General features: G+C 63.5%; 15 protein-coding genes and 1 riboswitch. Of the genes, 8 read left to right on the forward strand and 7 right to left on the reverse strand.

The window, feature by feature from the left end:
* The first annotated feature begins 131 nt into the window (after positions 1–131).
* A complete protein-coding gene (locus NYR97_RS03445; RefSeq protein WP_205393803.1) occupies positions 132–2159 on the forward strand; it encodes a sodium-translocating pyrophosphatase in 2028 nt (675 codons plus the stop codon).
* A gap of 202 nt (positions 2160–2361) precedes the next feature.
* Here the strand turns inward: NYR97_RS03445 and NYR97_RS03450 are convergent, their stop codons facing one another.
* A complete protein-coding gene (locus NYR97_RS03450; protein WP_316696708.1) occupies positions 2362–2844 on the reverse strand; it encodes a hypothetical protein in 483 nt (160 codons plus the stop codon).
* 196 nt (positions 2845–3040) lie between these two features.
* Here NYR97_RS03450 and ppa point away from each other — a divergent pair, with 196 nt between their 5' ends.
* The gene (gene ppa, locus NYR97_RS03455) at positions 3041–3577 is read left to right on the forward strand and encodes an inorganic diphosphatase (RefSeq protein WP_006449843.1); all 537 of its coding nucleotides are present in this window, start codon (positions 3041–3043) and stop codon (positions 3575–3577) included.
* Between the two features lie 113 nt (positions 3578–3690).
* The gene (locus tag NYR97_RS03460) at positions 3691–4839 is read left to right on the forward strand and encodes an HDOD domain-containing protein (RefSeq protein WP_043889416.1); all 1149 of its coding nucleotides are present in this window, start codon (positions 3691–3693) and stop codon (positions 4837–4839) included.
* Between the two features lie 323 nt (positions 4840–5162).
* Here NYR97_RS03460 and NYR97_RS03465 read toward each other — a convergent pair whose 3' ends face one another.
* From NYR97_RS03465 to thiC, 4 genes are all read right to left on the reverse strand, one after another.
* Positions 5163–8051: a TonB-dependent receptor plug domain-containing protein gene (locus tag NYR97_RS03465; protein ID WP_316696709.1), complete on the reverse strand. Its 2889-nt coding sequence runs from the start codon at positions 8049–8051 to the stop codon at positions 5163–5165.
* 48 nt (positions 8052–8099) lie between these two features.
* On the reverse strand, positions 8100–8993 hold the full coding sequence (locus NYR97_RS03470) for a helix-turn-helix domain-containing protein (protein ID WP_316696710.1): 894 nt from the start codon (positions 8991–8993) through the stop codon (positions 8100–8102).
* A 110-nt stretch (positions 8994–9103) separates the two neighbouring features.
* The gene (locus NYR97_RS03475) at positions 9104–11440 is read right to left on the reverse strand and encodes a winged helix-turn-helix transcriptional regulator (protein ID WP_316696711.1); all 2337 of its coding nucleotides are present in this window, start codon (positions 11438–11440) and stop codon (positions 9104–9106) included.
* 421 nt (positions 11441–11861) lie between these two features.
* Complete coding sequence (thiC, locus tag NYR97_RS03480) at positions 11862–13739, reverse strand: phosphomethylpyrimidine synthase ThiC (RefSeq protein ID WP_316696712.1); 1878 nt, start codon at positions 13737–13739, stop codon at positions 11862–11864.
* Positions 13740–13854: 115 nt separating this feature from the next.
* A riboswitch (TPP riboswitch) is annotated at positions 13855–13952 on the reverse strand.
* A gap of 303 nt (positions 13953–14255) precedes the next feature.
* Here thiC and NYR97_RS03485 point away from each other — a divergent pair.
* Positions 14256–17027 (forward strand): TonB-dependent receptor, encoded by a 2772-nt coding sequence (locus NYR97_RS03485; RefSeq protein ID WP_316697995.1) that lies wholly within the window; start codon positions 14256–14258, stop codon positions 17025–17027.
* A 289-nt stretch (positions 17028–17316) separates the two neighbouring features.
* Here NYR97_RS03485 and NYR97_RS03490 read toward each other — a convergent pair whose 3' ends face one another.
* Positions 17317–19155, reverse strand: coding sequence for a methyl-accepting chemotaxis protein (locus NYR97_RS03490; protein WP_316696713.1), 1839 nt, complete (start codon positions 19153–19155; stop codon positions 17317–17319).
* A gap of 80 nt (positions 19156–19235) precedes the next feature.
* Positions 19236–20945 (reverse strand): gamma-glutamyltransferase, encoded by a 1710-nt coding sequence (ggt, locus tag NYR97_RS03495; protein WP_316696715.1) that lies wholly within the window; start codon positions 20943–20945, stop codon positions 19236–19238.
* A gap of 482 nt (positions 20946–21427) precedes the next feature.
* On the opposite strand from ggt, the gene NYR97_RS03500 reads away from it, so the two are divergent.
* The 4 genes from NYR97_RS03500 to NYR97_RS03515 are packed head-to-tail and all read left to right on the forward strand — an operon-like array spanning position 21428 to position 24609.
* The gene (locus tag NYR97_RS03500; RefSeq protein WP_316696716.1) at positions 21428–21562 is read left to right on the forward strand and encodes a hypothetical protein; all 135 of its coding nucleotides are present in this window, start codon (positions 21428–21430) and stop codon (positions 21560–21562) included.
* 38 nt (positions 21563–21600) lie between these two features.
* Positions 21601–22602 (forward strand): ketol-acid reductoisomerase, encoded by a 1002-nt coding sequence (gene ilvC, locus NYR97_RS03505; protein ID WP_205393793.1) that lies wholly within the window; start codon positions 21601–21603, stop codon positions 22600–22602.
* A 44-nt stretch (positions 22603–22646) separates the two neighbouring features.
* Positions 22647–24368, forward strand: a complete 1722-nt coding sequence (ilvG, locus tag NYR97_RS03510; protein WP_316696717.1) for an acetolactate synthase 2 catalytic subunit — start codon at positions 22647–22649, stop codon at positions 24366–24368.
* On the forward strand, positions 24352–24609 hold the full coding sequence (locus NYR97_RS03515) for an ACT domain-containing protein (protein ID WP_316696718.1): 258 nt from the start codon (positions 24352–24354) through the stop codon (positions 24607–24609). The genes ilvG and NYR97_RS03515 overlap by 17 nt, the downstream gene beginning before the upstream one ends.
* Positions 24610–24638 lie beyond the last annotated feature (29 nt).

Consider the following 24638-nt stretch of genomic DNA (forward strand, 5'->3'; position numbering starts at 1 on the left):
CGGCCACATGAACATCGCGACGCGCGTTACGGTCATTGTGGCCGTCGAGTTCGTATTCGCCAGTCTACTCGCTGCGTGCATCGCCCTTGGTTCGTCCCGACCGGACGACATCCATTCTCTTGGGAGGGGTCATGCTGGAACATTACGGATTACTGCTTGCACTGGGTTGTGCGGTCCTGGCAATCGTCTATGGAATTGTGTCGGCACGCTGGGTGATCGCGCAGCCGAGTGGTAACGCACGCATGCAGGAGATCGCCGCCGCGATCCAGGAAGGGGCGCGCGCTTATCTCAATCGACAGTACCTCACCATCTCGATCGCCGGCGGCGTGCTGTTCGTGTTGGTCGGCCTGTTTCTGAGCTGGTACACCGCGGTGGGCTTTGCGATCGGCGCGGTGCTATCGGGGCTGGCCGGCTATATCGGCATGAGCGTGTCGGTACGCGCCAATGTGCGCACCGCCGAGGCCGCGCGGCATGGCATCGGCAAGGCGATGGATGTGGCCTTCCGCGGCGGCGCCATCACCGGCATGCTGGTGGTGGGTTTGGGATTGCTCGGCGTGGCTGGTTATTATGCGGTGCTGCAGGCGATGGGCCTGCCGCTGGAGCAAAACCTCCACGCACTGGTGGGGCTGGCGTTCGGGTCTTCGCTGATCTCGATCTTCGCGCGCCTGGGTGGCGGCATCTTCACCAAAGGTGCAGACGTGGGTGCGGATCTGGTCGGCAAGGTCGAAGCCGGCATTCCCGAGGATGACCCGCGCAATCCGGCGGTCATCGCAGACAACGTTGGCGACAACGTCGGCGACTGCGCAGGCATGGCGGCGGATCTGTTCGAAACCTATGCCGTCACCGTGATCGCCACGATGTTGCTGGGCAGTCTGACGCTGGCAGACACCGGGCCGCATGCGGTGCTGTATCCGCTGGTACTCGGTGGCGTGTCGATCATCGCCTCGATCGTGGGCGCGGGCTTCGTCAAGGTCAAAGCCGGTGGCTCGATCATGGGCGCGCTCTATAAAGGCGTGATCGTCTCAGGCGTGCTGGCCGCACTCGCCTACTGGCCAATCACCCAGACGCTGATGCGCGACAACACCCATGGCGCGACGTCGTTGTATGTATGCGCATTGATCGGCCTGGTGCTCACCGGCCTGATCGTCTGGATCACCGAGTACTACACCGGCACCCAATACAAGCCTGTGCAGCACGTGGCAGCGGCGAGCACCACCGGCCATGGCACCAACATCATCGCCGGGCTTGGCATTTCGATGAAATCCACTGCGCTGCCGGTGATTGCGGTGTGTGCGGCGATCTGGGGTGCGTTTTACTTCGGCGGTTTGTACGGCATTGCGACCGCAGCGACGGCGATGTTGTCGATGGCCGGCATGATCGTCGCGCTGGATGCGTATGGGCCGATCACAGACAACGCTGGCGGCATCGCCGAAATGGCCGAACTGCCACCGGAAGTGCGCAACATCACCGACCCGCTGGATGCGGTGGGCAACACCACCAAAGCGGTGACCAAGGGCTATGCGATCGGCTCGGCAGCGCTCGCCGCCTTGGTGCTGTTTGCCGACTACACCCACAACCTGCAGGCGGCCAATCCTGGCGAAGTCTTCGCCTTCGATCTGTCCGACCACACGGTGATCATCGGCTTGTTGATCGGCGGGTTGATCCCCTACCTGTTCGCGGCGATGGCGATGGAAGCGGTGGGGCGCGCGGCAGGCGCGGTGGTCGAGGAAGTACGCCGCCAGTTCCGCGAGATCCCGGGAATCATGGCCGGCACTGCCAAACCACAATACGACCGCGCAGTCGACATGCTGACCCGCTCGGCGATCCGCGAAATGATCGTGCCTTCGCTGCTGCCGGTCGTGGTGCCGATCGTGATCGGCCTGCTGCTCGGGCCACGTGCGCTGGGCGGGCTGTTGATCGGCACGATCGTCACCGGCCTGTTCCTGGCGATCTCGATGACCACCGGCGGCGGTGCCTGGGACAACGCCAAGAAGTACATCGAAGATGGCCATTTTGGCGGCAAGGGCAGCGAAGCCCACAAGGCCGCGATCACCGGCGACACAGTGGGAGACCCGTACAAGGACACCGCAGGGCCGGCAATCAATCCGTTGATCAAGATCATCAACATCGTGGCTTTGCTGCTGGTGCCGCTGCTTTGATGCGTTCCATGCCTTCTGAACGTGTGCAACCCGGCGTCAAGCACGCAGGCCGACGGCGTCTTGGCCGGTGACGACGGATGACGGATGACGGAGTAGAGCGAGGCTGATGCGGTCATCGCAGCGCGCTCCGCTGCCATTGGCATGCGGCCGGGCCGGCGACAGATGGAGCTGCGCGAGCGGCGCAGCTCCATCTGTCTCATGCTCAGAGGCAGCCGATCAGGCCGTCATAGATCGGCGGCGCGCCGTTCGGCAGCGGCTCGAACAGCGGGTTGGTCACCGCCAGCGTGCTGTACATCTCGTCCAGCCGGGTCCCGGTCTTCAACGGCGCCGTGCAACGCCAGACCCGGCTATCGGAGCGCAGATACCCGCTGCGGGGATCGACGCTGACCTCGCTGGCGCCGAAGGTCCAGATGCAGCTGCGCACCACGCCGGTCACCCGATGCACCGAGCAGCGAAAGCGTAGCGGCTGGTAGTCGCTGAATTCGCCACCGCAAAAGGTGTCGCCGCAAATATTGTCGAAATCGCGTTCCAGCCGCTGCTCAAGATCGACGAACGCCTCCCAGCCTTCGCCATTGGCGGGCCAGTCCACCGCGTCGACGAAGGTCGGCGGCGGTGTTGCCGCGGCGGCAGCCTGGGCCAACACGGACAGTAGCAGGACAACGAGCAAACGCGCGAGCTTGGACATGGCAATTCCCTTGCAGTGGATGAGCCTGCAGCGTGCGCCGCGCCTTTGGCCACAACGATCGGGGAGCTGCTCATGATGAATGCGGACTATGCCGCGTGCCAGGGTCGGCGCATTGCCCATTCAGTGTCGCTGCACCGCAACAGCCGAACGCGTAGAATCGCGCTCCACACACTGCTGAAGCCTCGGAGCTACGCGCATGGGACTGGAACTGGTCACCGCCGGCAAGAATCTGCCGGACGAAATCAACGTCGTCATCGAGATCCCCAAGGATTCCGAGCCGGTCAAGTACGAAGTGGACAAGGCCAGCGGCGCGATCTTCGTCGACCGCATCCTCTCGACCCCGATGCGTTACCCCTGCAACTACGGCTACGTGCCCAACACCTTGTGTGGCGATGGCGACCCGGCCGATGTGCTGGTGGTGCTGCCGCTGCCGCTGGTGCCTGGCTCGGTGGTGCGTTGCCGTCCGGTGGGCGTGCTGCGCATGAGCGACGAAGCCGGTAGCGACGAAAAAATCCTGGCCGTGCCGATCGAGAAGATCTTCTCCGGCTATGCGCACATCGAGGACATCAATCAGGTGTCCAGCCACTGGATGGAGCGCATCGGCCACTTCTTCGAGCATTACAAGGACTTGGAGAAGGGCAAGTGGGTCAAGCTGGATGGCTGGGGCGGTGCGGCCGAGGCCAAGCGCATCCTGGTGGAGTCGGTGGAACGCTACAATTCCGACGCAGCCTGATCGATCGAGCGTGATGCGGCCCTGCAGATGCAGGGCGATCGGGATCACGCTTTTCGCGTGATCCCGGTGACCGCCGTCGGCAGATTGGGTACATTGCCGACAGCGTATGGCCGGTGTCTGTCGCCGGTGACTCTTGGGGAAGTGTCTTGCGTATTCTGTTTGTTGGGGACGAAGCCAGCCTTCCGTCCGACCTGAGCGACTATGTCTCTGATCTGGGCGATCAGTGGCAGGCGCAGCAAGTGGCCGACGGAAATTCGGCGATCGAAGCTGCCGCGTTATCGCCGTTCGATGCCGTCATCGTTGCACCGGTGCTGCCGGACCTCACTGCCGCCACGTTGCTGGGGCAAATCCGTACGTTGCGCCCGGACACCATTCGTATCGCGTTGATCGATGCGCAGGATGGTCAACGCACCCCGCCGGCCCGCATCATCGGGGTGGCACATCGCTTCCTGCCGATGCCGCTGGCGCCGGAGGTCCTGCTCGAGGCGGTCACCAGCCTGGAAGAGCTGCGCGATCTGCTCACCAATCCGCGCTTGCGCGCCGCGATCGGGCGGATCGAGAAACTGCCGTCGCCGCCGCATCTGTATCTGAGCCTGATGCACGCGCTGGAAGAAGACGAAGGCGCCGACGCGGCCGACATCGCCAAGCTGATCGCCGGCGACCCGGCGATTGCCGCAAAGGTGCTGCAGTTGTGCAATTCGGCATTTTTCTCCGGTGGCCGCAGCATCACCGATCTGCGCACGGCGGTGACCCGTCTGGGTGTGGCGACGCTGCGCGATCTGGTGCTGGCCAGCGAAGTATTTTCGGTGCAGACCCTGACCCCGGCCGAGCGCAATGCGATGCAACGCCGCGCCCTGCTCTCTTCGCGTCTGGCTGCAAAAGTGTTGCCACCGACCAGTGCAGAACTCGGCTCCACCGCCGCACTGCTGGCCGATATCGGCCTGTTGCTGCCCGGCGTGCGCGACGAGCGCGAACCGCCGGCCGAAGGCGGCGACGAGCGCCTGGGCCACACGGAAGCGGGCGCGTACCTGCTCGGTCTGTGGGGCCTACCGATGCCGATCATCGAAGCGGTGGCCTTCCATCGCCACCCGCAGCGCTCCAGCCTGCGCAGCTTCTGGGTGACCGGCGCGGTACATGTCGCCACGGCACTGGCCAGCGGCGAAGCTGTGGACGAAGAATATCTGTCCAAGGTGGGCGTGATCACGCGCCTGCCGAAATGGCGCGAGCAGGCCGAGACGTTGTTGGGGCTTGCCGAGGCTTAAAACCAAGGCGTTACTGCTGATCTAGCAAGCCGATATAACAAGAAGGGCGCGACATGGTCGCGCCTTTTTCTTTGGCTGTTTCCAGCTGCTTCTCCCAGGGCAGTTCTTGAATAACTGTCTACAAAACACAGTGAATATAGCTGTCGCTCGCCGTGCATCACTCGCGCATCGAAACACATCCATACGCACTCCATGACTGACGTAGTTGCCTGCATCGCAGGCCTCACGCTACCTGCAGTCAGGACAAGGCGACCGACAAACGATAGACAAAAAAGACGGGCCTTTCGGCCCGTCTTTTTTGTCACCTTACGACGCTTCGATGATCAGAAGCGCTGGTTGTACTGCACGAACAGGAAGCGGTCGTAATCCAGCATTGGATCGATCGCCGCAGTGCTGCTGTTGGTGATCGAGTAGGTGATCGGTGGCTTCTTGTCCCAGATGTTGCGGGCACCCACGGTCACGCTGCCATCCCACGGAGCCTGCCAGGTGACCGAGACGTCCTGATAGGAGATCGAGCCCTTCTTGTTGGAACCTGTGCCGCCGCCCCAGCCCGGATTCGGGGTCTGGTAGTTCGGGTTGTTGCACTCGATGCCTGCCGCTGCATCCCAGCAGTAATCACGGAAACCGCCGTAGTAACGCAGGTTCCAGTTGGCCGACAACGCACCCAGCGACCAATCCAGACCCAAGGTGGCACGCACGCGCGGGAAGTTCCAGTAGCCGGCGGAGTTTGCCCACTCGGCACCGGCTTCTGCCTGCGACTTGTAGGTCGCCAGGTAGTTGGTGTCCAGGTTGACAGCGAACTTGCCGTAAGCGGTTTCCGGCATGCGATAACGCACACCGAAGTTGTAGCCTTCGGTTTCCAGACGGCCCAGGTTGACGTTGCCGCGGCTCAGCGTGGTGACCTGCCCGGTGACCGCGTCGCGACCGTAGTCGGCGCAGTAGCTGGCCAGGCTGTTGAGGTAGCAGTTGTTCAACACATCATTGGCCAACAACGCGGAGATGATGTTGGAGATCGAAATGCGGTACCAATCCAGCGAGAAGTCCAGACCCTGCACCCAATGCGGGCTGTACACCATGCCCACGGTCCGGGTGATGCTGTATTCCGGCTCAAGCTCGGCATTACCCACGCCCGAGTTGAACGGCGCATTGCCCTGCACGTCGCGACGCGTCACCGGGTTGCCTGCAGTATCGGTCTGACGGAAACCAGCCGGCAGGCCTTCGCCGGCGCAGCGTGCTGCCACACCCGCATTGCCCAGCGAACCGAAGGTCGCATCGCACGGATCGGTGAAGGTATCGAACGTCTGCGAGCCGCCACCGAAGGTGTCCGACAGCGTCGGCGCACGGAACCCGGTGCCGTAGGTACCGCGCACCAGCAGGTCGTCGATCGGCTTCCAGGTGAAGCTGAACTTGCTGTTGGTGGTATCGCCAAAGCGGCTGTAGTTGCTGTAACGCGCGGCCACATCGAACGACAATTCCTTGGCGCCCGGCAGATCCTTCAGCACCGGAATCAACAGCTCCAGATAGGCTTCGTTGGTCTGGTAGCGACCTTCGGTGGCCTGCGCAGCCAGGTCGGTAGTGTAACCGGCGCTGGACAGCTGATCCGGGTAGTCGTAGCCACTGATTTCGCGGTGCTCGACGCCTGCGGCCAAGCCCAGCTCACCGGCCGGCAGATCGAACAGACCACCGGTGACGTTGGCGGTCCACTGCTTGCTCAGGCTCTGCTGCGTGGACTGACCCAGCGCATTGATGTACTGCAGCGCGTTGGGCGTGGAGGCCGACGGGCCGCCCAGGATGTTGAACGGGGTGCACTGGCCCAGCGCATTGCTGGTACCCAGCGCGATCGGGGCCGCTGCGGTACCGCACTGCACCTGACCCTGCGCATTGAGGAACGACGGGCCCAATGCCTTCTGCAGCGCCAGCAGGTTGATGTTGCCGCGCGAAACCTGCGTCACATCGTACTTGTTGTAGTTGAAGCCCACGTCCCAGTTCCAGCCGTGGCTGCCAACGTCGAACACGCCTTCCAGCGCCGCATCGAAGTGCAGGGTCTTGACGTTGCTTTCGGTGGTGCGCGGCAGTTCGACCGTACGACGGAACCAGCTGTTGATGTCCTGGCCGATCGGGTTGTAGTAGCTGGCACCGCTGATCGCCACCGGGAACTGCGGCTGCGAAGAAGCCTGCAGCGGGTAGCCGGCAATCTGACGGTTCGAGTCGCGCTCGGAGTACATCGCCGTCGACTTGAAGGTGATGCTGTCGGTGATGTTGTAGCTGCCGGTGGTGAAGATCGACTTGTTGCGGCTGGACTGCTGCAACATCATCTGGTCGACGGAGTTGTAGTAGTCGTCGGTGGTGATGTCGTTGTGGTAATTGGCAATGTTGCGCGAATCGGCACCCACGCCACGGCCGTCGAACGAACCGGTGTGGTTGAGGATGTAGGTTTCACCATTGGAGGTGAAACGGCCCCACGGGCCGGTCGCGCTCAGGCTGTCTTCGATGTGGTTCGGGCCGGCCGAGTAACGGGTCAGCGCGCGATCCTTGGCCCACACCGGATCTTCGTTAGTGTAGTTGGCGCCGAACACCAGCGACGCTCGGTCGGTGGTGGTGCCGGCGGTGAAGGAGTACTGCTCCTTGGAACCGTCGCCACGACCGTTCTGGCCAAAATACGCCGAGGCTTCTGCACCGTCGTAGTTCTGGCGCAGGATGATGTTGACCACACCGGCCACGGCGTCGGAGCCGTAGATCGCCGAGGCGCCGTCCTTCAGCACTTCGATGCGCTCGATCAACGAGCTCGGGATGGTGGACATGTCGGTCAGGCCGTTCAGGCTACTGGTCCAACGCTTGCCGTTCACCAGTACCAAGGTGCGGTTCTCGTTCAGGTTATACAGGTTGACGTATTGGCCGCCCTGCTCCGGGTCGGAGGTCAGGACTGCAGCCTTGCTGTAGGTCTGGGTACCGGCAATCGACAGGTTCTGGAGGATGTCGCCAACGCTGACCAGGCCCGACTTCTGGATGTCCTGCTGGCTGACGGTGAACACCGGCTGTGCAGTTTCAACGTCGACCGAGCGGATGCGCGAGCCGGTGATTTCAATGCGGTCCAGCGTCGTGGTCGACGGGGCGGACTGCTCTTGTGCATTGGCGGCAAAAGCCGGCGTCAACGCGATCGCAATACCGGCGGGCAACAGGCCCAGCCGCACTGCGGAGGTGCGAAGGTTCATCAATCTCTCCAGGGTTCGTTAGTGGCGCGTTAAGCGCCCCCGTGCAAATTACGATTGCGTGAACATCGTCGCTTTGCGCGTCACGTTCCGTGGCTTTGCCGAATCTGGCGAATTTGTCGTTTGGTCGCGATAACGCGATGCGGAGACACCGAAGCGCGCACGAAACGCACGCGCAAAGCTGCAGCAATTGTCGAAGCCGCTTGCCGCCGCAACCTCGCCGATCATCATCGAGGTATCGCGCAACAAATCGGATGCACGCTCCAGGCGCAGGCGTGCCGACAAGGCCTGGGGACTCTCTTCGTACAGGCTCTGAAACGTCTTGGAGACGTACCAACTGGAGAAGTTGGTCAGCTGCGCCAGCTCGGCAATGCGCACCACGCGGTCGCTGTTGCCCTCCAGATACATGCGTGCGCGCTGCATGCGGCCAAACACCTGACGGCGACGGCTACGCGAGCGACCCGGGCAGCGCTGCTCCTGTTCGATGAAATCGCGCTGCATCGCCGCCAGGTGCAGCAGCAACGGACGCGCCGGTACACTGCCGTTTTGTGCAGCCGCATTGCGCCATAGACGCAATGCAATGCGCAGATCGCTACGCGAGAGCTGGCTGCGACCTGGATACAAGGTCGCATCGGTCAACTCGGACAACGATTGCAGGCTTTCACTATCCAGACTGACACCGACACAGAGTGCGTTGCGGTCCGCTTGTACCGTGGGATGGGAGTCCTTGTCGAAGGCGATCCAGTCGCCGGCACGCAGACGGAAGCGCCCTTCCTTGGATTCCACCCATGCGCGGCCACGCAACTGCACCCACAACGTAAAGGTGGTGGCCATGGTGCGGATGCTGCCCAGACGCGAGACCGCCAAACAGGTCGTCGATGTCGACTCGCTTGCACCATCCAGTGAAAGTGCGAGCCCGCGATCTGCGGTGATGACCTGTTGCATGCTGGCAGCCCCCTGTACGAAAGAGGGCGTAGTGTTTTGCCGAATCTGGCGCGAGTCAGGAAGTTATGACGAAGGTGTGCCGAAATTGACACGAAGCCTTTCCGAAAAACTTACGAAGCCAATTTCCTGAGTAAGAACAACGCGTTGGAGATGAAACCGGTGGTCACTGCCGCACGTTGCAGCAATGGCATGAAGGCAATCGCGCTGCCGTCTTCTTCTGCCAACGCCACGTACAACGCGCCACTGCGCTGGTCCACGCTGAAGCCGTTGATGGTGGTGAACTTGCTCACATCCAGACACTGCCCGTGCCCGCTGCGCAAGTCGCTGTCATGCGTGGCACAGCTGTCGTTGGACGACAGGTAATGCAGCTGGCCGTGCGCTCCTGCTGCCCAACTGCGATAACGCCAGCGCGATGGCTGCCGGGGATCGATCGACTGCAAGGTCTGGGCTGCCAAGGTGGGCGCGATCTGCCATAAGCCGCCACCGGTCAGGCGCGTCAGCAGCACCTGCCCGGTGATGCGGTCCAGGCGCAACTGCGAGACGTCTTGCAGCGATGCGATCGCACGCCACGGACTGCTGCGTCTGTCGTACAGGGTGGCGAAGGTGTGCCCGTCTTCTGCCGCAGCGAGCACCAGCAATTGATTGGGATCGGAAAGGTGGATTGCCTGCAACGGCCGCGGTTGCGGCACCTGCAGACGCACCACCTTGCCGCTGCTCGGGGTGACCTCGAACAGGGCCGCATGCCCGTCCGCATCGCTGCCGCTGACCAGCACGCGTTGCGAATCGGCCGACCAATCGGCGGCCTGGCGCGAATCCGGCCGCAGCCCTTCGATCAGGCGCACCGAACCCGGCTTGCCGACATCGCCCCACCAAAGCCCATACGCACCGGAACGATTGGAGGCGAAGATCAGCTGGCGTCCATCCGGCGCGATCATCGGCTGGTCGTCGCGCCCGCTGGAGGGAAACAAACGGCGTCGGATGTAACCGCCATTCATCGGGTCGCGAATGACCTGGTAGACGCCGAACTGCGGTTTGCGTTGCACGAACACCAGATGGTTCTGTGCCACGTCCGGCGCCTGGGCGTCGTCCACACCCAGGTCGTGCAGGCTGCGGTCGCGCAGGTCGAGTCGATACAAGCGCGCCTCGCTGTCCACACGGCGCCCGAAGATCAATCCGCTGCCATCCGGCAACCAGCTCCAGCCGCGGATATCGGCGTTGTCGTGAGTGAGGCGCTCGGCGGTGCCACCGGTTGCGGGGATGCGCCACAGATCGCCCAGTTGTGGATTACGCAGGAACACGATCCAGTGCCCGTCCGGCGAATAGCGCGGTGCGTAATCGAAATCCTGCGGCTGCGCGCTGTAGACCAGTGGCTGCCACTGCCCGGTTTCCAGATCCAGGCGGCGAATGCGCGGTGCACCCTGCGCGCCGGTCATGCTGCCGAACAACAAGCCGCTGCCGTCTGGCGACCAGCTGAAACTCAGCATGTCCGCACCATCGCAACGCACCACTTCACGCGCGGCAGCCGGGCCGTTTGCGGCGGCGATCATGATGCGACAGCTGCCATCCGGCGCCTGCCGCGAGAAGGCGATTTCGCGACCATCCGGCGACCAGGCCGGCAGTCGATCGGAGATGCCCGCCGCCGGCGTGTCCAGCACCCGCGGATAGGCGTTATCGGTGGTCTTGACCAGGATCGAAGTGCCGGCGCGATCACTGGTCAGCGACGCATAGGCCACCATCGCCCCATCCGGCGACAAGCTTGGTGTGAGATCGAAACCGCCACCTGCGGTGATGATCTGGTACGGGCGTTTTGGGCTGCCCAGCACTGCAGACGACGCCGCGGCGCCCTCCACTGGCGCTCGCAGCCACAGCGTGTGCGCAACCAGTCCAAGCAGCACCAGCACGGCCACCGCGGCGATCACCAACGCTATCCGGCGGCGTTTGCGCGATGCATCTGGCGCGACGGCCGACGATGCTGCGTAGCGCTCGCTGATAGCCTGAGGTTGCTGCGACGAGGCCATGTCATTGACCGCAGGAGACGCATCGACATCGGTCTGTAGACCGCTCGACGGCATTGCAGGAGGCGCGCCTGCAACCGCATGCCTTGAAACATCGGCCGGCGCTTCCCACACCACCGGCGCCATCAGGCGATAGCCGGTCTTGGCGATGGTCTCGATATGCTCGGAGCGCTGGCCTCCGTGGCTGGCGAGTGCCTTGCGCAATTGGGTGACTGCCTGGGTCACCACATCGTTGCTGGGCAAGGTGCTGGGCCAGACCTCGGCGAGCAACTGCTCGCGCGTCACCACCTGCCCCGGCTGGCGGGCCAGGGTCAGCAACACCGCCAAGGATTTCGGCGCCAGCCGTGGCGCCCTCTTCGCACCAGGAACGTGCACTTCGCGCGAGGCGATATCGACCACGCACTGACCGACACGCAGCCGACCCGATGACATTGCATTAGCGGGAGAAACACTCATCGGCAACAGAACGCATCGGCATGCAAGGACGACAAAGAACGCATCACGCACATTGCGCGAAACGCCAAATTCAGCAAAGGACCACGACCAACTGTGTCATGCATCCAATTGGTGCAAATTTTACGCTATGCCTCGTTGCTTCCTACGACAGGTGGCGACGTCAGGCTCTCTCTCTCGCCGACGAATTCAAATAATTACGACGTTCCCCTTCGCGCCTTTGGCGCGATTTTTTTATCTGCGATTCAGGTAAATGCCCTGAGATGCTGATGTGCTGTAACCGCTTGCAGGCAGTCCGCGCAACGGCACTTGCGCACCGTGACGCGTTCTGTCTAATGCGAAGCTGAATTTTTCTTAAGCAGCCTTTGGATCGCGCGGCCGACAGTCATTGCACTCAGTGTCACGACGCGCGATACACCTGCGCGCCTTGCGCGAGAAACTGCGCCGACTTCTCTTCCATTCCAGCAGACAAGGCATGCGCTTCGCCCATGCCATGCTCGGCCGCGTAATCGCGCACGTCCTGGGTGATCTTCATCGAACAGAAGTGCGGGCCGCACATCGAACAGAAATGCGCCAGCTTGTGCGCGTCCTTGGGCAAGGTCTCGTCATGGAACTCCTTGGCCTTTTCCGGATCCAGCCCGAGGTGGAACTGATCGTCCCAACGGAACTCGAACCGCGCCTTGCTCAACGCGTTGTCGCGCACCTGCGCACCCGGATGCCCCTTGGCCAGGTCGGCCGCATGCGCGGCGATCTTGTAGGCCATGATGCCGTCGCGCACGTCCTGGCGGTTGGGCAGGCCCAGATGCTCCTTGGGCGTGACATAGCAGAGCATCGCGGTGCCGAACCAGCCGATCATCGCCGCGCCGATCGCGCTGGTGATGTGGTCGTAGCCGGGCGCGATGTCGGTGGTCAACGGCCCCAGGGTGTAGAACGGCGCTTCGCCGCATTCGCGCAACTGCTTGTCCATGTTCTCCTTGATCAGCTGCATCGGCACATGCCCAGGCCCTTCGATCATGGTCTGCACGTCGTGCTTCCACGCCAGTTTGGTCAGCTCGCCCAGCGTTTCCAGCTCGCCGAACTGCGCCGCATCGTTGGCATCGGCAATGCAGCCCGGGCGCAAGCCATCGCCCAGCGAAAACGCCACGTCATACGCCTTCATGATCTGGCAGATGTCTTCGAAGTGGGTGTAAAGAAAGTTTTCCTTGTGATGGGCCAGGCACCACTTGGCCAGGATCGACCCACCGCGCGAGACGATACCGGTGACACGCTTGGCCGTGAGCGGCACGTAGCGCAACAGCACACCGGCGTGGATGGTGAAGTAATCCACGCCTTGTTCGGCCTGCTCGATCAAGGTGTCGCGAAAGATCTCCCAGGTGAGTTCTTCGGCGCGCCCGTCGACCTTTTCCAGCGCCTGATAGATCGGCACCGTGCCGATCGGCACCGGCGAGTTGCGGATGATCCACTCGCGCGTTTCATGGATGTGCTTGCCGGTGGACAGGTCCATCACCGTGTCGCCGCCCCAGCGGATCGACCACACCAGTTTCTCCACTTCTTCGGCAATGCCCGAAGACACCGCGCTATTGCCGATGTTGGCGTTGATCTTGGTCAGGAAATTGCGACCGATGATCATCGGCTCGCTTTCCGGGTGATTGATGTTGTTGGGCAGGATCGCGCGACCACGGGCGATTTCGTCGCGCACGAATTCCGGCGTGATGCGCTGCTGGATCGCCGCACCGAAGGCTTCGCCTGGATGCTGCTTGCGCAGCATCGCGTCAGTCACCGCCTCCAGACGCTGGTTCTCGCGAATCGCCACGAACTCCATCTCCGGGGTGATGATGCCGCGCCGTGCGTAGTGCATCTGGGTGACATTGGCACCTTCGCGCGCCACCCGCGGCAAGTGCCGCGCAGGAAAGCGCACTGCATCCAGGCGCGCATCGTGCTCACGGCCGCGCCCGAAGCTGGAACTCAGGTCATTCAGCGCCACGGTATCGCCGCGTTCGGCGATCCAGCGCGCGCGTAGCGGCGCCAGGCCGGCGGCAAGATCGATCGCGGCGTGCGGGTCGGTATACGGACCGGAGGTGTCGTAGACACTGAGCGGCGCGTTGTCTTCGCCACCGAACAAGGTCGGTGTGCGGGTCAATGCGATCTCGCGCATCGGTACCTGCAGGTCGGCGCGCGAGCCCTGCACGAAGATCTTGCGGGACCCGGGAACCGACTGGGTCACAGCCTCGGACAGCGACTGGGCTTGTTGCTGCAAAACGGTGGGCGCGGCATTCATGGCGTTCGTCCTGTGTGCTGGAAAACCAGCACCAATGGCGCTGGCTCTGCGAAGGATTCGCAGTGCGGACGAAGCGGCGGCGCTCAATGGCGAAGCGCCCGTGCAGGCACGGACCATCGCATCTAACGAAGCTTCCCTACGCCGGTATCAACCGGATCAGGTTCGAAGGGACTATCTCAACCACAGCGCGCTGCGGTACCCCCACTTCGGCGGCGATTAAACCACATCGCACCCGCTCGTGGCATGTGTCCGCGCACGTCATCGCAGGTCAACGCGGCACACGCGCATCGATGCGCCGGCACTGCATGGCGCGCCCACGCATTGCGCGCGTTGCGCCGCAACAAGGCGCCGATTCGCGAAAAACGGTGGCGACACCCGCTCGTTAAATTCCCGCTAAGCCTTCGTGTCATGCAGATGAAATCGCATGCCGCGGCGGTGTCATTCAACGGGATCGCCTCGTCTCCTCCTTTACCGGGAACCGCCGTACACATGAATATGCCCATGCTCCACCCGACCCTGCGTCGGGGTTCGCTCGCAATCGCCATTGGCCTGTGCGTCACCAATAGTGCTGTGGCCCAGGAACAGACCGATAAGAGTCCGACCAACCTGGACAAGATCGAAGTCACCGGCTCGCGCATCCGCTCGGTCGATGTGGAAAATTCGCAACCGGTGCTGGTGCTCACGCGACAGGACATCGAAAAACAGGGCCTGACCTCGGTGGCCGATGTGCTCAAGCGCATTCCCTCCAACGGCGCGACGATGAACTCCACCGTCAATAACGGCGGCGATGGCTCGGCCACGGTGAGCCTGCGCAATCTCGGCGCATCGCGCACCTTGGTGCTGGTCAACGGGCGGCGCTGGGTATCGGGCCTGTCCGGCTCGGTGGATCTCAACACCATTCCCTCGGCAATCGTCGAACGCGTGGAAGTGCTCAAGGACGGCGCCTCGTCGATCTATGGCTCCGATGCGATTGCCGGTGTGGTCAACATCATCACGCGCAGCGATTTCGATGGCGCCGAAGTCAATGCTTATGTCGGCCAGTACGGCCAGGGCGATGGGCAGCGCACTTCCTTCGATGCCACCGTGGGCGCCACCAGCGAGCGCGGCAATCTGGTGATCGGTCTGTCCAGCGTCACCGAAGATGCGGTGATGGCAGGCGACCGCGAGATCTCGGCCGAGCCGGTATACGGCGCCGGTTCGTCGGCCTATAGCAGCTACTCGGCCAGCGGCCGTCTACGTGCAGATGGCAACAGCGGTGCGTGGACGGTGCTGCCCGGCAGCGCGACCGCCAGCGGCGACAGCAACTACCCACGCTACGGACTGGATCAATACACCACCTTCAACACCTCCGAGTACGGCTACAACTACGCCAAGGACAATTATCTGGTCACGCCGCAGAAGCGCGATGCGCTCTATGTGCAAGGCAACTACGCACTCACCGACAACGTGCGTTTCAAGTTCGACGGGCTCTACAACCGCCGCCAATCCTCGCAGCGGTTGGCCGGCTTTCCGCTGGCTTCGGTCAACACCGGCATCCTGATGAGCGGCGACAGCTACTACAACCCGTACAACAGCGCCTACGGCGGCGACGGGCGCGATGTGGGCTGGTCACACCGGTTGACCGAATTCGCGCGCACCTATCAGCAGGACGTCAAGACCTCGCACGTCTACACCGGGCTCGAAGGCGACTTCCAATTTGCGGACAGGCAGTTCAGTTGGGACGTGGGCTTTGCGCACAATCAAACCGATCAAACTGAAACGCAGTATGGCGATGTCAATCTGCTCAACCTCGGCAATACACTTGGTGCATCCGGCATCGTCAACGGCACGGTGTCGTGCCTGGACAGCGGTGGCGCGGTGATCGCCGGCTGCGTGCCGTTCAATCCCTTGTCGCCGGCAGGTGGCGTGACCCAGGAAATGCTGGACTACATCCTGTTCACCGCGCACAACACCTATCAGTACAAGAACAGCAGCGTGACCGCCAACATCACCGGCGACTTGTTCGAACTTCCCGCCGGTTGGATGAGCTTTGCGGCCGGCGTCGAACATCGCGAAGAAAGCGGCTTCTCCTCGCCGGATGCGTTGATCTCGGCCGGCTATACCTCGGGCAATGCGTTCACCCCGACTTCCGGCTCGTACACGCTCAACGACTACTACACCGAAGTGGCGATTCCGCTATTGAAAGACATGGCCGGCGCGCAATTGCTGGAGTTGAGCGCAGCGGTGCGTTACTCCGACTACAACACCTTCGGCAGCACCACCAACAGCAAGTTCGGCTTCAAGTGGAAGCCGGTCGCCGACCTGTTGATACGCGGCAACTACGCCACCGGCTTCCGCGCGCCATCGATCGAAAATCTGTATCTGGGCGCATCGGACAGCTTCGATACGTATTCGGATCCCTGCTCGACCAACAGCACGTCCTACACCAGCGCGATTGCCGCGACATGTGCAAGCGGTGGCGTGCCGGCGAACTACGTCGCCGAATACAACAGCGCCAACGGCAACTCCGGCCAGACCATCTATCCGTTCACCTACACCAGCAACGCCAACCTGCAGCCGGAAAAATCCAAGAACACCACACTCGGTTTCGTCTACAGCCCCGCCGCGGTGCAAGGCCTGGATCTGTCGCTGGACTGGTGGAAGATCAAGATCACCGATGCCATCACCGAATTCAGCGCCAACCAGATCCTGTCGCAGTGCTATGAGTTCACTGTATCTGCGTTCTGCGATCTGGTCACGCGCGATGCCACCGGCGCCATCACCGGCCTGGTGATCCAGCCAGTGAACGTCGGCGAGCAGCGCATGCAAGGCTACGACTTCACCGCGCGTTACAAGTTGCCGGAAACGGCGATTGGCCAGTTCATGCTCACCCTGGATTCGACCTACGTGGCCGTCAACGAGCAGAAGCAGGACGACACCTCTGCGTGGGAGAGCTACAACGGCATCTACCACACCGATAACCCGAACTGGCGCACGCGCGGCACGCTCGCCCTGGACTGGAGCTACGGTAATCTGGCCGCCAACTGGGCCGTGCGTTATTACTCGGGCATGAAGGACGACGACTCGGAACTGGATGACAACGGCAACTATCGCCACGTCGCGGCCACTGCCTTCAACGACATGCAGGTGTCTTATCAATTGCCGTGGAATGCCACCGTGCGTGTGGGCTTGAACAACGTCTTCGACCGCGACCCGCCGGTAGCGCTCAGCGCCTCTGCCAACTCGTTCGATTCGGCCTATGCCATCCCGGGGCGCTATAGCTATCTGCAGTACACCCAGCGTTTCTGACCTGCCGCTGTCGACGCGCTGAGCCGCTGTCTGGATACGAGTGTTGTCACAACGGCCGCCTTCGGGAGGCCGTTGTGTTTATGCCAGCGCTGACACGCAAGCGGCCACTTGGCATGCAGCACGGCGATGGCGGCATGCAAGGACATGTCAACGGCACATCGCACCGCTAGCCTGCAGTCACTACAACAAGAAACCTGCTCTCTCTCCCTGCCGCCGATCTTCGGCGGCTTTTTTTTTGGGAGTTTGCACACACATGCACTACGAAACTTTCTCTCGCCGCCACGCCACGTCATTCCAACGTATACCCCACCCGCAAACCACCCCAGTGCTTGCGGCCAACGAAGATCGGTGCCGACAGGTCGAACATGATCTGGCCGGTGTCGCGGCGATACACCTGCAAACGATAAGGGTCGGTATGCGCACCCACGCTGCGGCCGACGCGGTCGGTGAATTTGCGCTTGGTGCGGTTACCGACCAGATCGCGCTTGGGATCGCCGGTCAGCGGCTGGGTGAAGCGCAGATTGTGCGTGGGCACGTAACCGTCGGGATTGGCGCAGATGGCGAACACGATCCACGGATGCGCATCCAGCAGCGGCTCCTGCAAGGGCGGCAATACCTCGTCGCACAGCGCGTCGAAATCGGTACTGAACTTGGGCGGCTCCACCCCGGCAATCGGCGTGTAGGTGCGTGCGAACAGCGCCGCTTCATCGATCTGGCCGCGTGCGATGGCCTGCGCCAATGCGGTGCCGATCCGTCCGGCAGTTGCCACGGCCAGTTCCTTGACGCGGGCGTGCCTGGGCACCTTCAGCGGGTCGGCCGGCAAGCGGAACAGGCCCACGCAATCGCGCAGGGTTTCGGTGCCGCGCTCCAACGCTTCGCTGCGTTCGGCCACATGTGCGGCGTGCTGCAAGTTGCTGCGACCCAACGCGACAACCCCATCCACGGCGCTTTCGATCCCGCGAATCTCGCTGTCCTGCGCCTGGATGCGCCCGGCCACCGTAGTCATCGCGCTGCTGGCCTGGCCGAGCACGCGGGTGATGCCATCGAGCACCGCTTCGGTGCCGCGTGCGGAGGCCGCGCCCTCGCCCACTGCGGCGCTGGTTTCGGCCAGGATCGCGCGCACATCGCGCGCTGCAGCGGCGGCGCGTTCGGCCAGGCGGCGGATCTCGGTGGCGACCACCGCAAAGCCGCGCCCGGCATCGCCGGCATGCGCCGCTTCGATGCTGGCGTTGATCGACAGGATATTGGTCTGGAATGCCACCGAGTCGATGACTTCGATGACCTCGCCGGCACGCGCCGCGCGCCGTTCCACTTCATGCATGGCCTGGCCCAGCGCATGTGCGGCAGCCACGCCCTGACGTGCGCTTTCATCGGCGCTGGCGGCCAACGCGATGACCTGTGCCAGATCGGCGTTGACGTCCTGCAGGCTCGACGACAGCCGTTCCACTGCGGTGCGGGCGCCGTCCAATGCTTCGGTCTGCGCCTGCGACTGGCGCACCATCTCGTCGTTTTCGGCGACCAACGGCGGCACTTCGGCGGCGATCTGCACCGACAGCGCAACCGCCTGGCGGATCGCTTCGGCCAGATTGCCGAAACCGGCCTGAAGCCGGCGGCCCATCTCGGACTCAGCCAACCCGGGCGGCAACAACAGTTCCAGCTCGCAACCGGCCAGCGCCTGTGCGGTACGTTCCAGTACGGTGCGGTCTTCGTGCTCGGCCTGCAGGCGCGCCACCAACGGCTGCAGCAGCGGCGAAATCGGCACCGGCCGGCTGTCTTCGGCCAGGCGGGTGGCTTCGCGCAGCAAGATCGCGGTTTCCACATGCGGCAGCGACAGCATCCAGCCACCATGCTCGCGGTCGCGCACATAGCGCACGCGCCGGGCCGGGTCGTCGCCCGGAGCGGCCCACACGCCGTCTTCGCCGACCAGATCGGCTGCGCTCAATCCCCACAGCGTTGATGCCGGCGCGCCTTGCAGCTCGCTGGCGGTCTTGCCCAGAACATCCAGGCCGGCGCGGTTGCAGGCCACCAGACACGCCTCGGCCGATAGCCGCAGCAAGGCGACCGGTGCATCGGGGAGCAGCGCCGCATGCGTTTGCGACGGCAGATCGGGCTGTTGCATCGGGCTCATGGGAGTTCCTAATCCATCACGATCATTAACGGCCCGCTGCGGCTGGAGTTGAGCCGCGCAGCGCATCCGCAAGGGCTTGCTCAGTAACCGGCAGCCTGCCCGTCCTTGCGGCTTTCCGAGGCACCGTAATACACCCCGTTGGCCGGATCGCGTGCAATCGCCTGATAGCCGCCATACGGGCCGTCGGCAAAGATCACCCGGTGACCTTTGCGCATCAACGCGCGGATGGTGTCGTAGGAAAAACCGGTTTCCAGATTGACCTCGCCGCCATCGCTCATCGCGGTGGCCTGGCCGGTCGGCTCGGTGGAGCCTTCATGCTGGATGCGCGGCGCATCGCCGGCTTCCTGCAGATTCATATGGAAGTCCACCAGGTTCATCACGATCTGCACGTGCCCCTGCGGCTGCATCGCCCCGCCCATCACGCCGAAGCTCAGCCATGGCTTGCCGTCCTTGGTGACGAAGGCGGGAATGATGGTCTGGAACGGCCGCTTGCCGGGCGCGTAGCCGTTCGGGTGGTCCTTTTTGAGCACGAACATCTCGCCGCGGTCCTGCAGGATGAAGCCCAGCCCCGGCGGGGCCATGCCGCTGCCCATGCCGCGGTAGTTGGACTGGATCAACGACACCATCATGCCGTCGGCATCGGCCACGGTCATGTAGATGGTGTCGCCCTCCTCCAGTTGTTTGGGCGTGCCCGGCTGCACTTCCTTGAGCGCCTTGTCCATGGAAATCAGCGCGCGGCGCTGGGCGGCGTAGTCCTTGGAGACCAGCCTGGCCAGCGGCGCCGGCTGGAAGGCCGGGTCGGCATAGAAACGCGCGCGGTCGGCGAACGCCAGCTTCTTGGCTTCGGTGAACAGGTGCACATGCTCGGCCGAGCCGAACGGGATTTTGGAAAAGTCGTAGCCCTCCAGGATGTTGAGCATCTGCAGCGCGGCAATGCCCTGGCTGTTGGGCGGCAGCTCCCACACATCAACGCCGCGGTAGTTGGTGGACACCGGCTCCACCCACTCGCCCTGATGGCTGGCCAGATCCTCGTAGCTCAGATAGCCGCCATTGGCCTTGAAATAGCTTCCGATGGCGCGCGCGATGTCGCCCTTGTAGAACGCATCGCGGCCGCCATCGGCGATCTGCTGCAGCGTGTTGGCCAGGTTCGGGTTCTTCCACAGCTCGCCCTTGCGCGGGGCATGGCCGTCGATGGTGAACTGCTCCTTGAAGCCGGGATACTGCGACAGGCGCGGCACCGAGCGGTCCCAGTAATAGGCGATGGTCTCGGCCACCGGGTGGCCTTCGCGGGCATAGCGAATGGCGGGGGCCAGGTTCTGTGCCATCGGCTTGCGACCGAAGCGATCGTGCAGCGCAAACCAGCCATCCACCGCGCCCGGTACCGACACCGGCAGCGGGCCGGTCGGCGGAATGTCCTTCAACCCGCGGCGCTGCAACTCGGCCAGGGTCAGCGACTTGGGCGAGCGACCCGAGCCGTTGTAGCCATACAGCTTGCTGGTCTTGGGGTCCCAGACGATGGCGAACAGATCCCCGCCCACCCCGTTGCCGGTCGGCTCCATCAGGCCCAGCGCGGCGTTGGCGGCGATCGCCGCATCCACCGCCGAGCCGCCGTCCTTCATCACATCCAGCGCGATCTGGGTGGCCAGCGGTTGCGAGGTGGCCGCCATCGCATGCGGGGCGATGACTTCCGAACGGGTCGCAAACGGCTGCCCGGTGATGCGGTCCGCAGCGATGAGAGGCGGCGCGAGCAGCACCAGAGCAGACACCAACAGGACAGGTACGCGACGCATGACAGGCGGCCTCCATGACACAGCAGAATGAGTCGCCAACCATACCAGCGGCGCATGCCGCCTCGTTCGATCACCGTCGATCACCATCGCGCGGCAGCGCGAATGCCGCGCATTTAGTGACCTGCATCGATCCTCACTGCCCTGCATCGATCCGGTTTCAGCGGTAACCATGCTGCTGCCATGGGGTTTCCCACGGCAACTTGCGCATGAACGTGGTCGTTTCACGCGCAAGGGTTGACACCCCACCTGTGGCGATGGTTATCTCAGTCCATGCCGCACCGCCACACCACCTCGAACGCCCCATTGTCCGCGCCTTCCGGCGCGTTGGCAGCGTCGCTTCTCGTGCTCGTACTTATTACCTCGCCAACCGCTGCGGGACGAGACTTCGTGTAGGCAACAGACACACAAGGCTTCGATCAGACCCCGCACCGGCAACGGCGCGGGGTTTCGCGTTTCAGGGACCACCAAAAGTTTCGAATGACATGAACGACATCACCGACATCGCCGCCATCTGCACCACCCGCGCCGGCAACTGCGCCGGTGCATGTGCCTGCATGGCCAGTGCCATCGTCCATCCCCGCTTTGTTCGGCCGGCCAGTGTATCCACTGCCGGCTGATTCTTTTTCCACTGCCAACCCCGCAAGGACTTAACTCCATGAGCAACGACATCCAACCGAAAATCGCGATCATCGGCTACGGCAGCCAGGGCCGCGCGCATGCGCTGAACCTGCGCGATTCCGGCTTCGACGTCACTGTCGGCCTGCGTGCCGGTGGCCCGACCGAATCCAAGGCCCAGGCCGACGGCTTCACCGTCGTGGCGCCGGCCGAGGCGGTGAAAAGCGCCGATCTGGTTGCGATCCTGACCCCGGACATGGTGCAGAAGAAGCTCTATGAAGAGGTCATCGCACCGAACATGAAGCAAGGCGCCTGCCTGCTGTTCGCGCATGGACTGAACGTGCATTTCGACATGATCACCCCGCGCGCCGATCTGGACGTGGTACTGGTCGCCCCGAAGGGCCCCGGCGCGCTGGTGCGTCGCGAATATGAAATCGGCCGCGGCGTGCCGTGCATCTATGCGGTGTACCAGGACACCAGCGGCAAGGCCGAGCAGTTCGCGCTGACCTATGCCGGCGGCCTGGGCGGCGCGCGCGCCAACATCATCAAGACCACCTTCAAGGAAGAGACCGAGACCGATCTGTTCGGCGAGCAGGCCGTGCTGTGCGGCGGCGCCTCGTCGCTGGTGCAGGCCGGTTTCGAAGTGCTGGTGGAAGCCGGCTATCAGCCGGAGATCGCGTATTACGAAGTGCTGCACGAACTGAAGTTGATCGTGGACCTGTTTTACGAAGGCGGCATCACCCGCATGCTGGAATTCGTGTCCGAAACCGCGCAATACGGCGACTATGTCAGCGGCCCGCGCGTGATCGACGCCAGCACTAAGGCGCGCATGAAGGACGTGCTGACCGACATCCAGAACGGCACCTTCACCAAGAACTGGGTGGCCGAATACGAAGCCGGCCTGCCGAACTACACCAAGTTCAAGCAGGCCGATCTGGAGCATCCGATCGAGGAAGTGGGCAAGAAGCTGCGCGCCAAGATGGTGTGGCTCAACGGCGAACAACAAGCCGCTGCCGCCCCTGCGAATCAACAAGCGGCATAACGCCGCCGCATCCCCCACCGTTTAACACCGAAGGTCCGCAACGCATGAACACCTCCGCACACAGCACGCCCCGCAACGGCGCGCGCTGGCTGACGCAGGCCCTGGAAGCCGAGGGCGTGGAAACGCTGTTCGGTTATCCGGGCGGCACCATCATGCCGTTCTACGACGCCCTGGTGGATTCCAGGCTCAAGCACATCCTGGTCCGTCACGAACAGGGCGCCGCCCTGGCCGCCAACGGGTACGCCCGTGCCAGCGGCCGGGTCGGCGTGTGCGTGGCCACCTCCGGCCCGGGCGCGTCCAATCTGGTCACCGGCATCGCCGACGCGATGCTCGATTCGGTGCCGATGGTGTGCCTGACCGGCCAGGTCGCCACGCCCCTGCTGGGCACCGATGCGTTCCAGGAACTGGACGTGTTCGGCATGACCATGCCGATCGTCAAGCACAGCTTTCTGGTGCGGCGGGTGGAGGAACTTCCGCAGATCGTGCGCGAGGCGTTTCGCATCGCGCGCGAGGGACGCCCCGGGCCGGTCCTGATCGACCTGCCCAAGGACGTGCAGATCGCCGATGCGGCGCATCTGCCCGATCACGTGCCGGCAGCGGTGCTGCCGCCTCCGGCCCCGGAAGACGCGAAACTGGCCGAAGCGCTGGCCGCCATCGCCAGTGCCGAACGCCCGGTGGTGTACGGCGGTGGCGGGATTGCATTGGCAGGCGCGGTGGACGCGTTCCGGCGGTTTGTGGAAGCTACCGGCATCCCGACCGCACTGACCTTGCGCGGCCTGGGGGCGTTGCCGCATGCACATCCGGATTACCTGGGCATGCTGGGCATGCACGGCACCCGCGCGGCCAATATGGCGATCCAGGAAAGCGATCTGCTGGTCGTGGTGGGCGCGCGTTTCGACGACCGTGCCACCGGCAAGTTGAGCGAGTTCGCTCCGTTTGCGCGCGTCATCCACCTGGATGCCGACGCCTATGAAATTTCCAAGCTGCGCACGGCCGACATCGCCGTGCCCGGCGATGTGGCACTGAGTCTGAAAGCCTTGAGTGCGGCACGCGGCAACTGCCAGGCCTGGCGCACGCGTTGCTTTGCCAACCGCGAAAAATTCGGTGCGCGCTACGACGCGCCCGGCACCGATATCTACGCACCGGCGTTGCTCAAGCGCCTGAGCGAAGTGGCCCCGGCCGACACCATCATCGCCTGCGATGTGGGTCAACATCAGATGTGGGTGGCGCAGCATTGCCGCTTCAACGACCCGCGCAATCACCTCACCAGCGGCGCGCTCGGCACCATGGGCTTCGGCCTGCCGGCGGCGATGGGCGCGCAGTTCGCCTGCCCGGACCGCACCGTGGTACTGGTCTCCGGCGACGGCAGCTTCATGATGAACGTGCAGGAGCTGGTGACCATTGCGCGCTGCAAGCTGCCGGTGAAGATCGTGCTCTTGGACAACAGTTCGCTGGGCATGGTGCGGCAGTGGCAGGAATTGTTCTTTGCCGAGCGCTACAGCGAGATCGACCTGTCCGACAACCCGGATTTTGCGGCGCTGGCGCAGGTGTTCGGCATCCCGGCCAAGCGCATCATCGCGCGCGGCGATGTGGATGGCGCACTGGCCGAACTGCTGGCACAGCCCGGCCCCGGCCTGTTGCATGTGAGCATCGATGCGCGTGCCAACGTGTGGCCGCTGGTGCCGCCCAACAATGCCAACAGCACCATGCTGGACAGCAATCCCGCACATGCGGTCAAGGAGACGCCACATGCGTTACCGGCTTGATCTGGTGCTGAAGCCGGCCGAAGGCGCGCTGGTGCGCGTGCTCGGCATGACCGAGCGACGCGGCTTCCGCCCGTGCGCCATCCAGGGCGCCGCCGCGCCCGACGATGCCGGCCGCTGGCATCTGCAACTGGACGTGGACAGCACGCGCCCACCGGAAACGCTGCGCCTGCAGCTGCAGAAGGTGTACGACTGCGAGTCGGTGGTGATCACCGCGCTGGAATCGGTCGAGGCTGCGGCATGACCATGCAGACCTCGAGCACGCAGACCTCG

This window comes from Xanthomonas hydrangeae (genome assembly GCF_032697525.1).
GTDB lineage: Bacteria > Pseudomonadota > Gammaproteobacteria > Xanthomonadales > Xanthomonadaceae > Xanthomonas > Xanthomonas hydrangeae.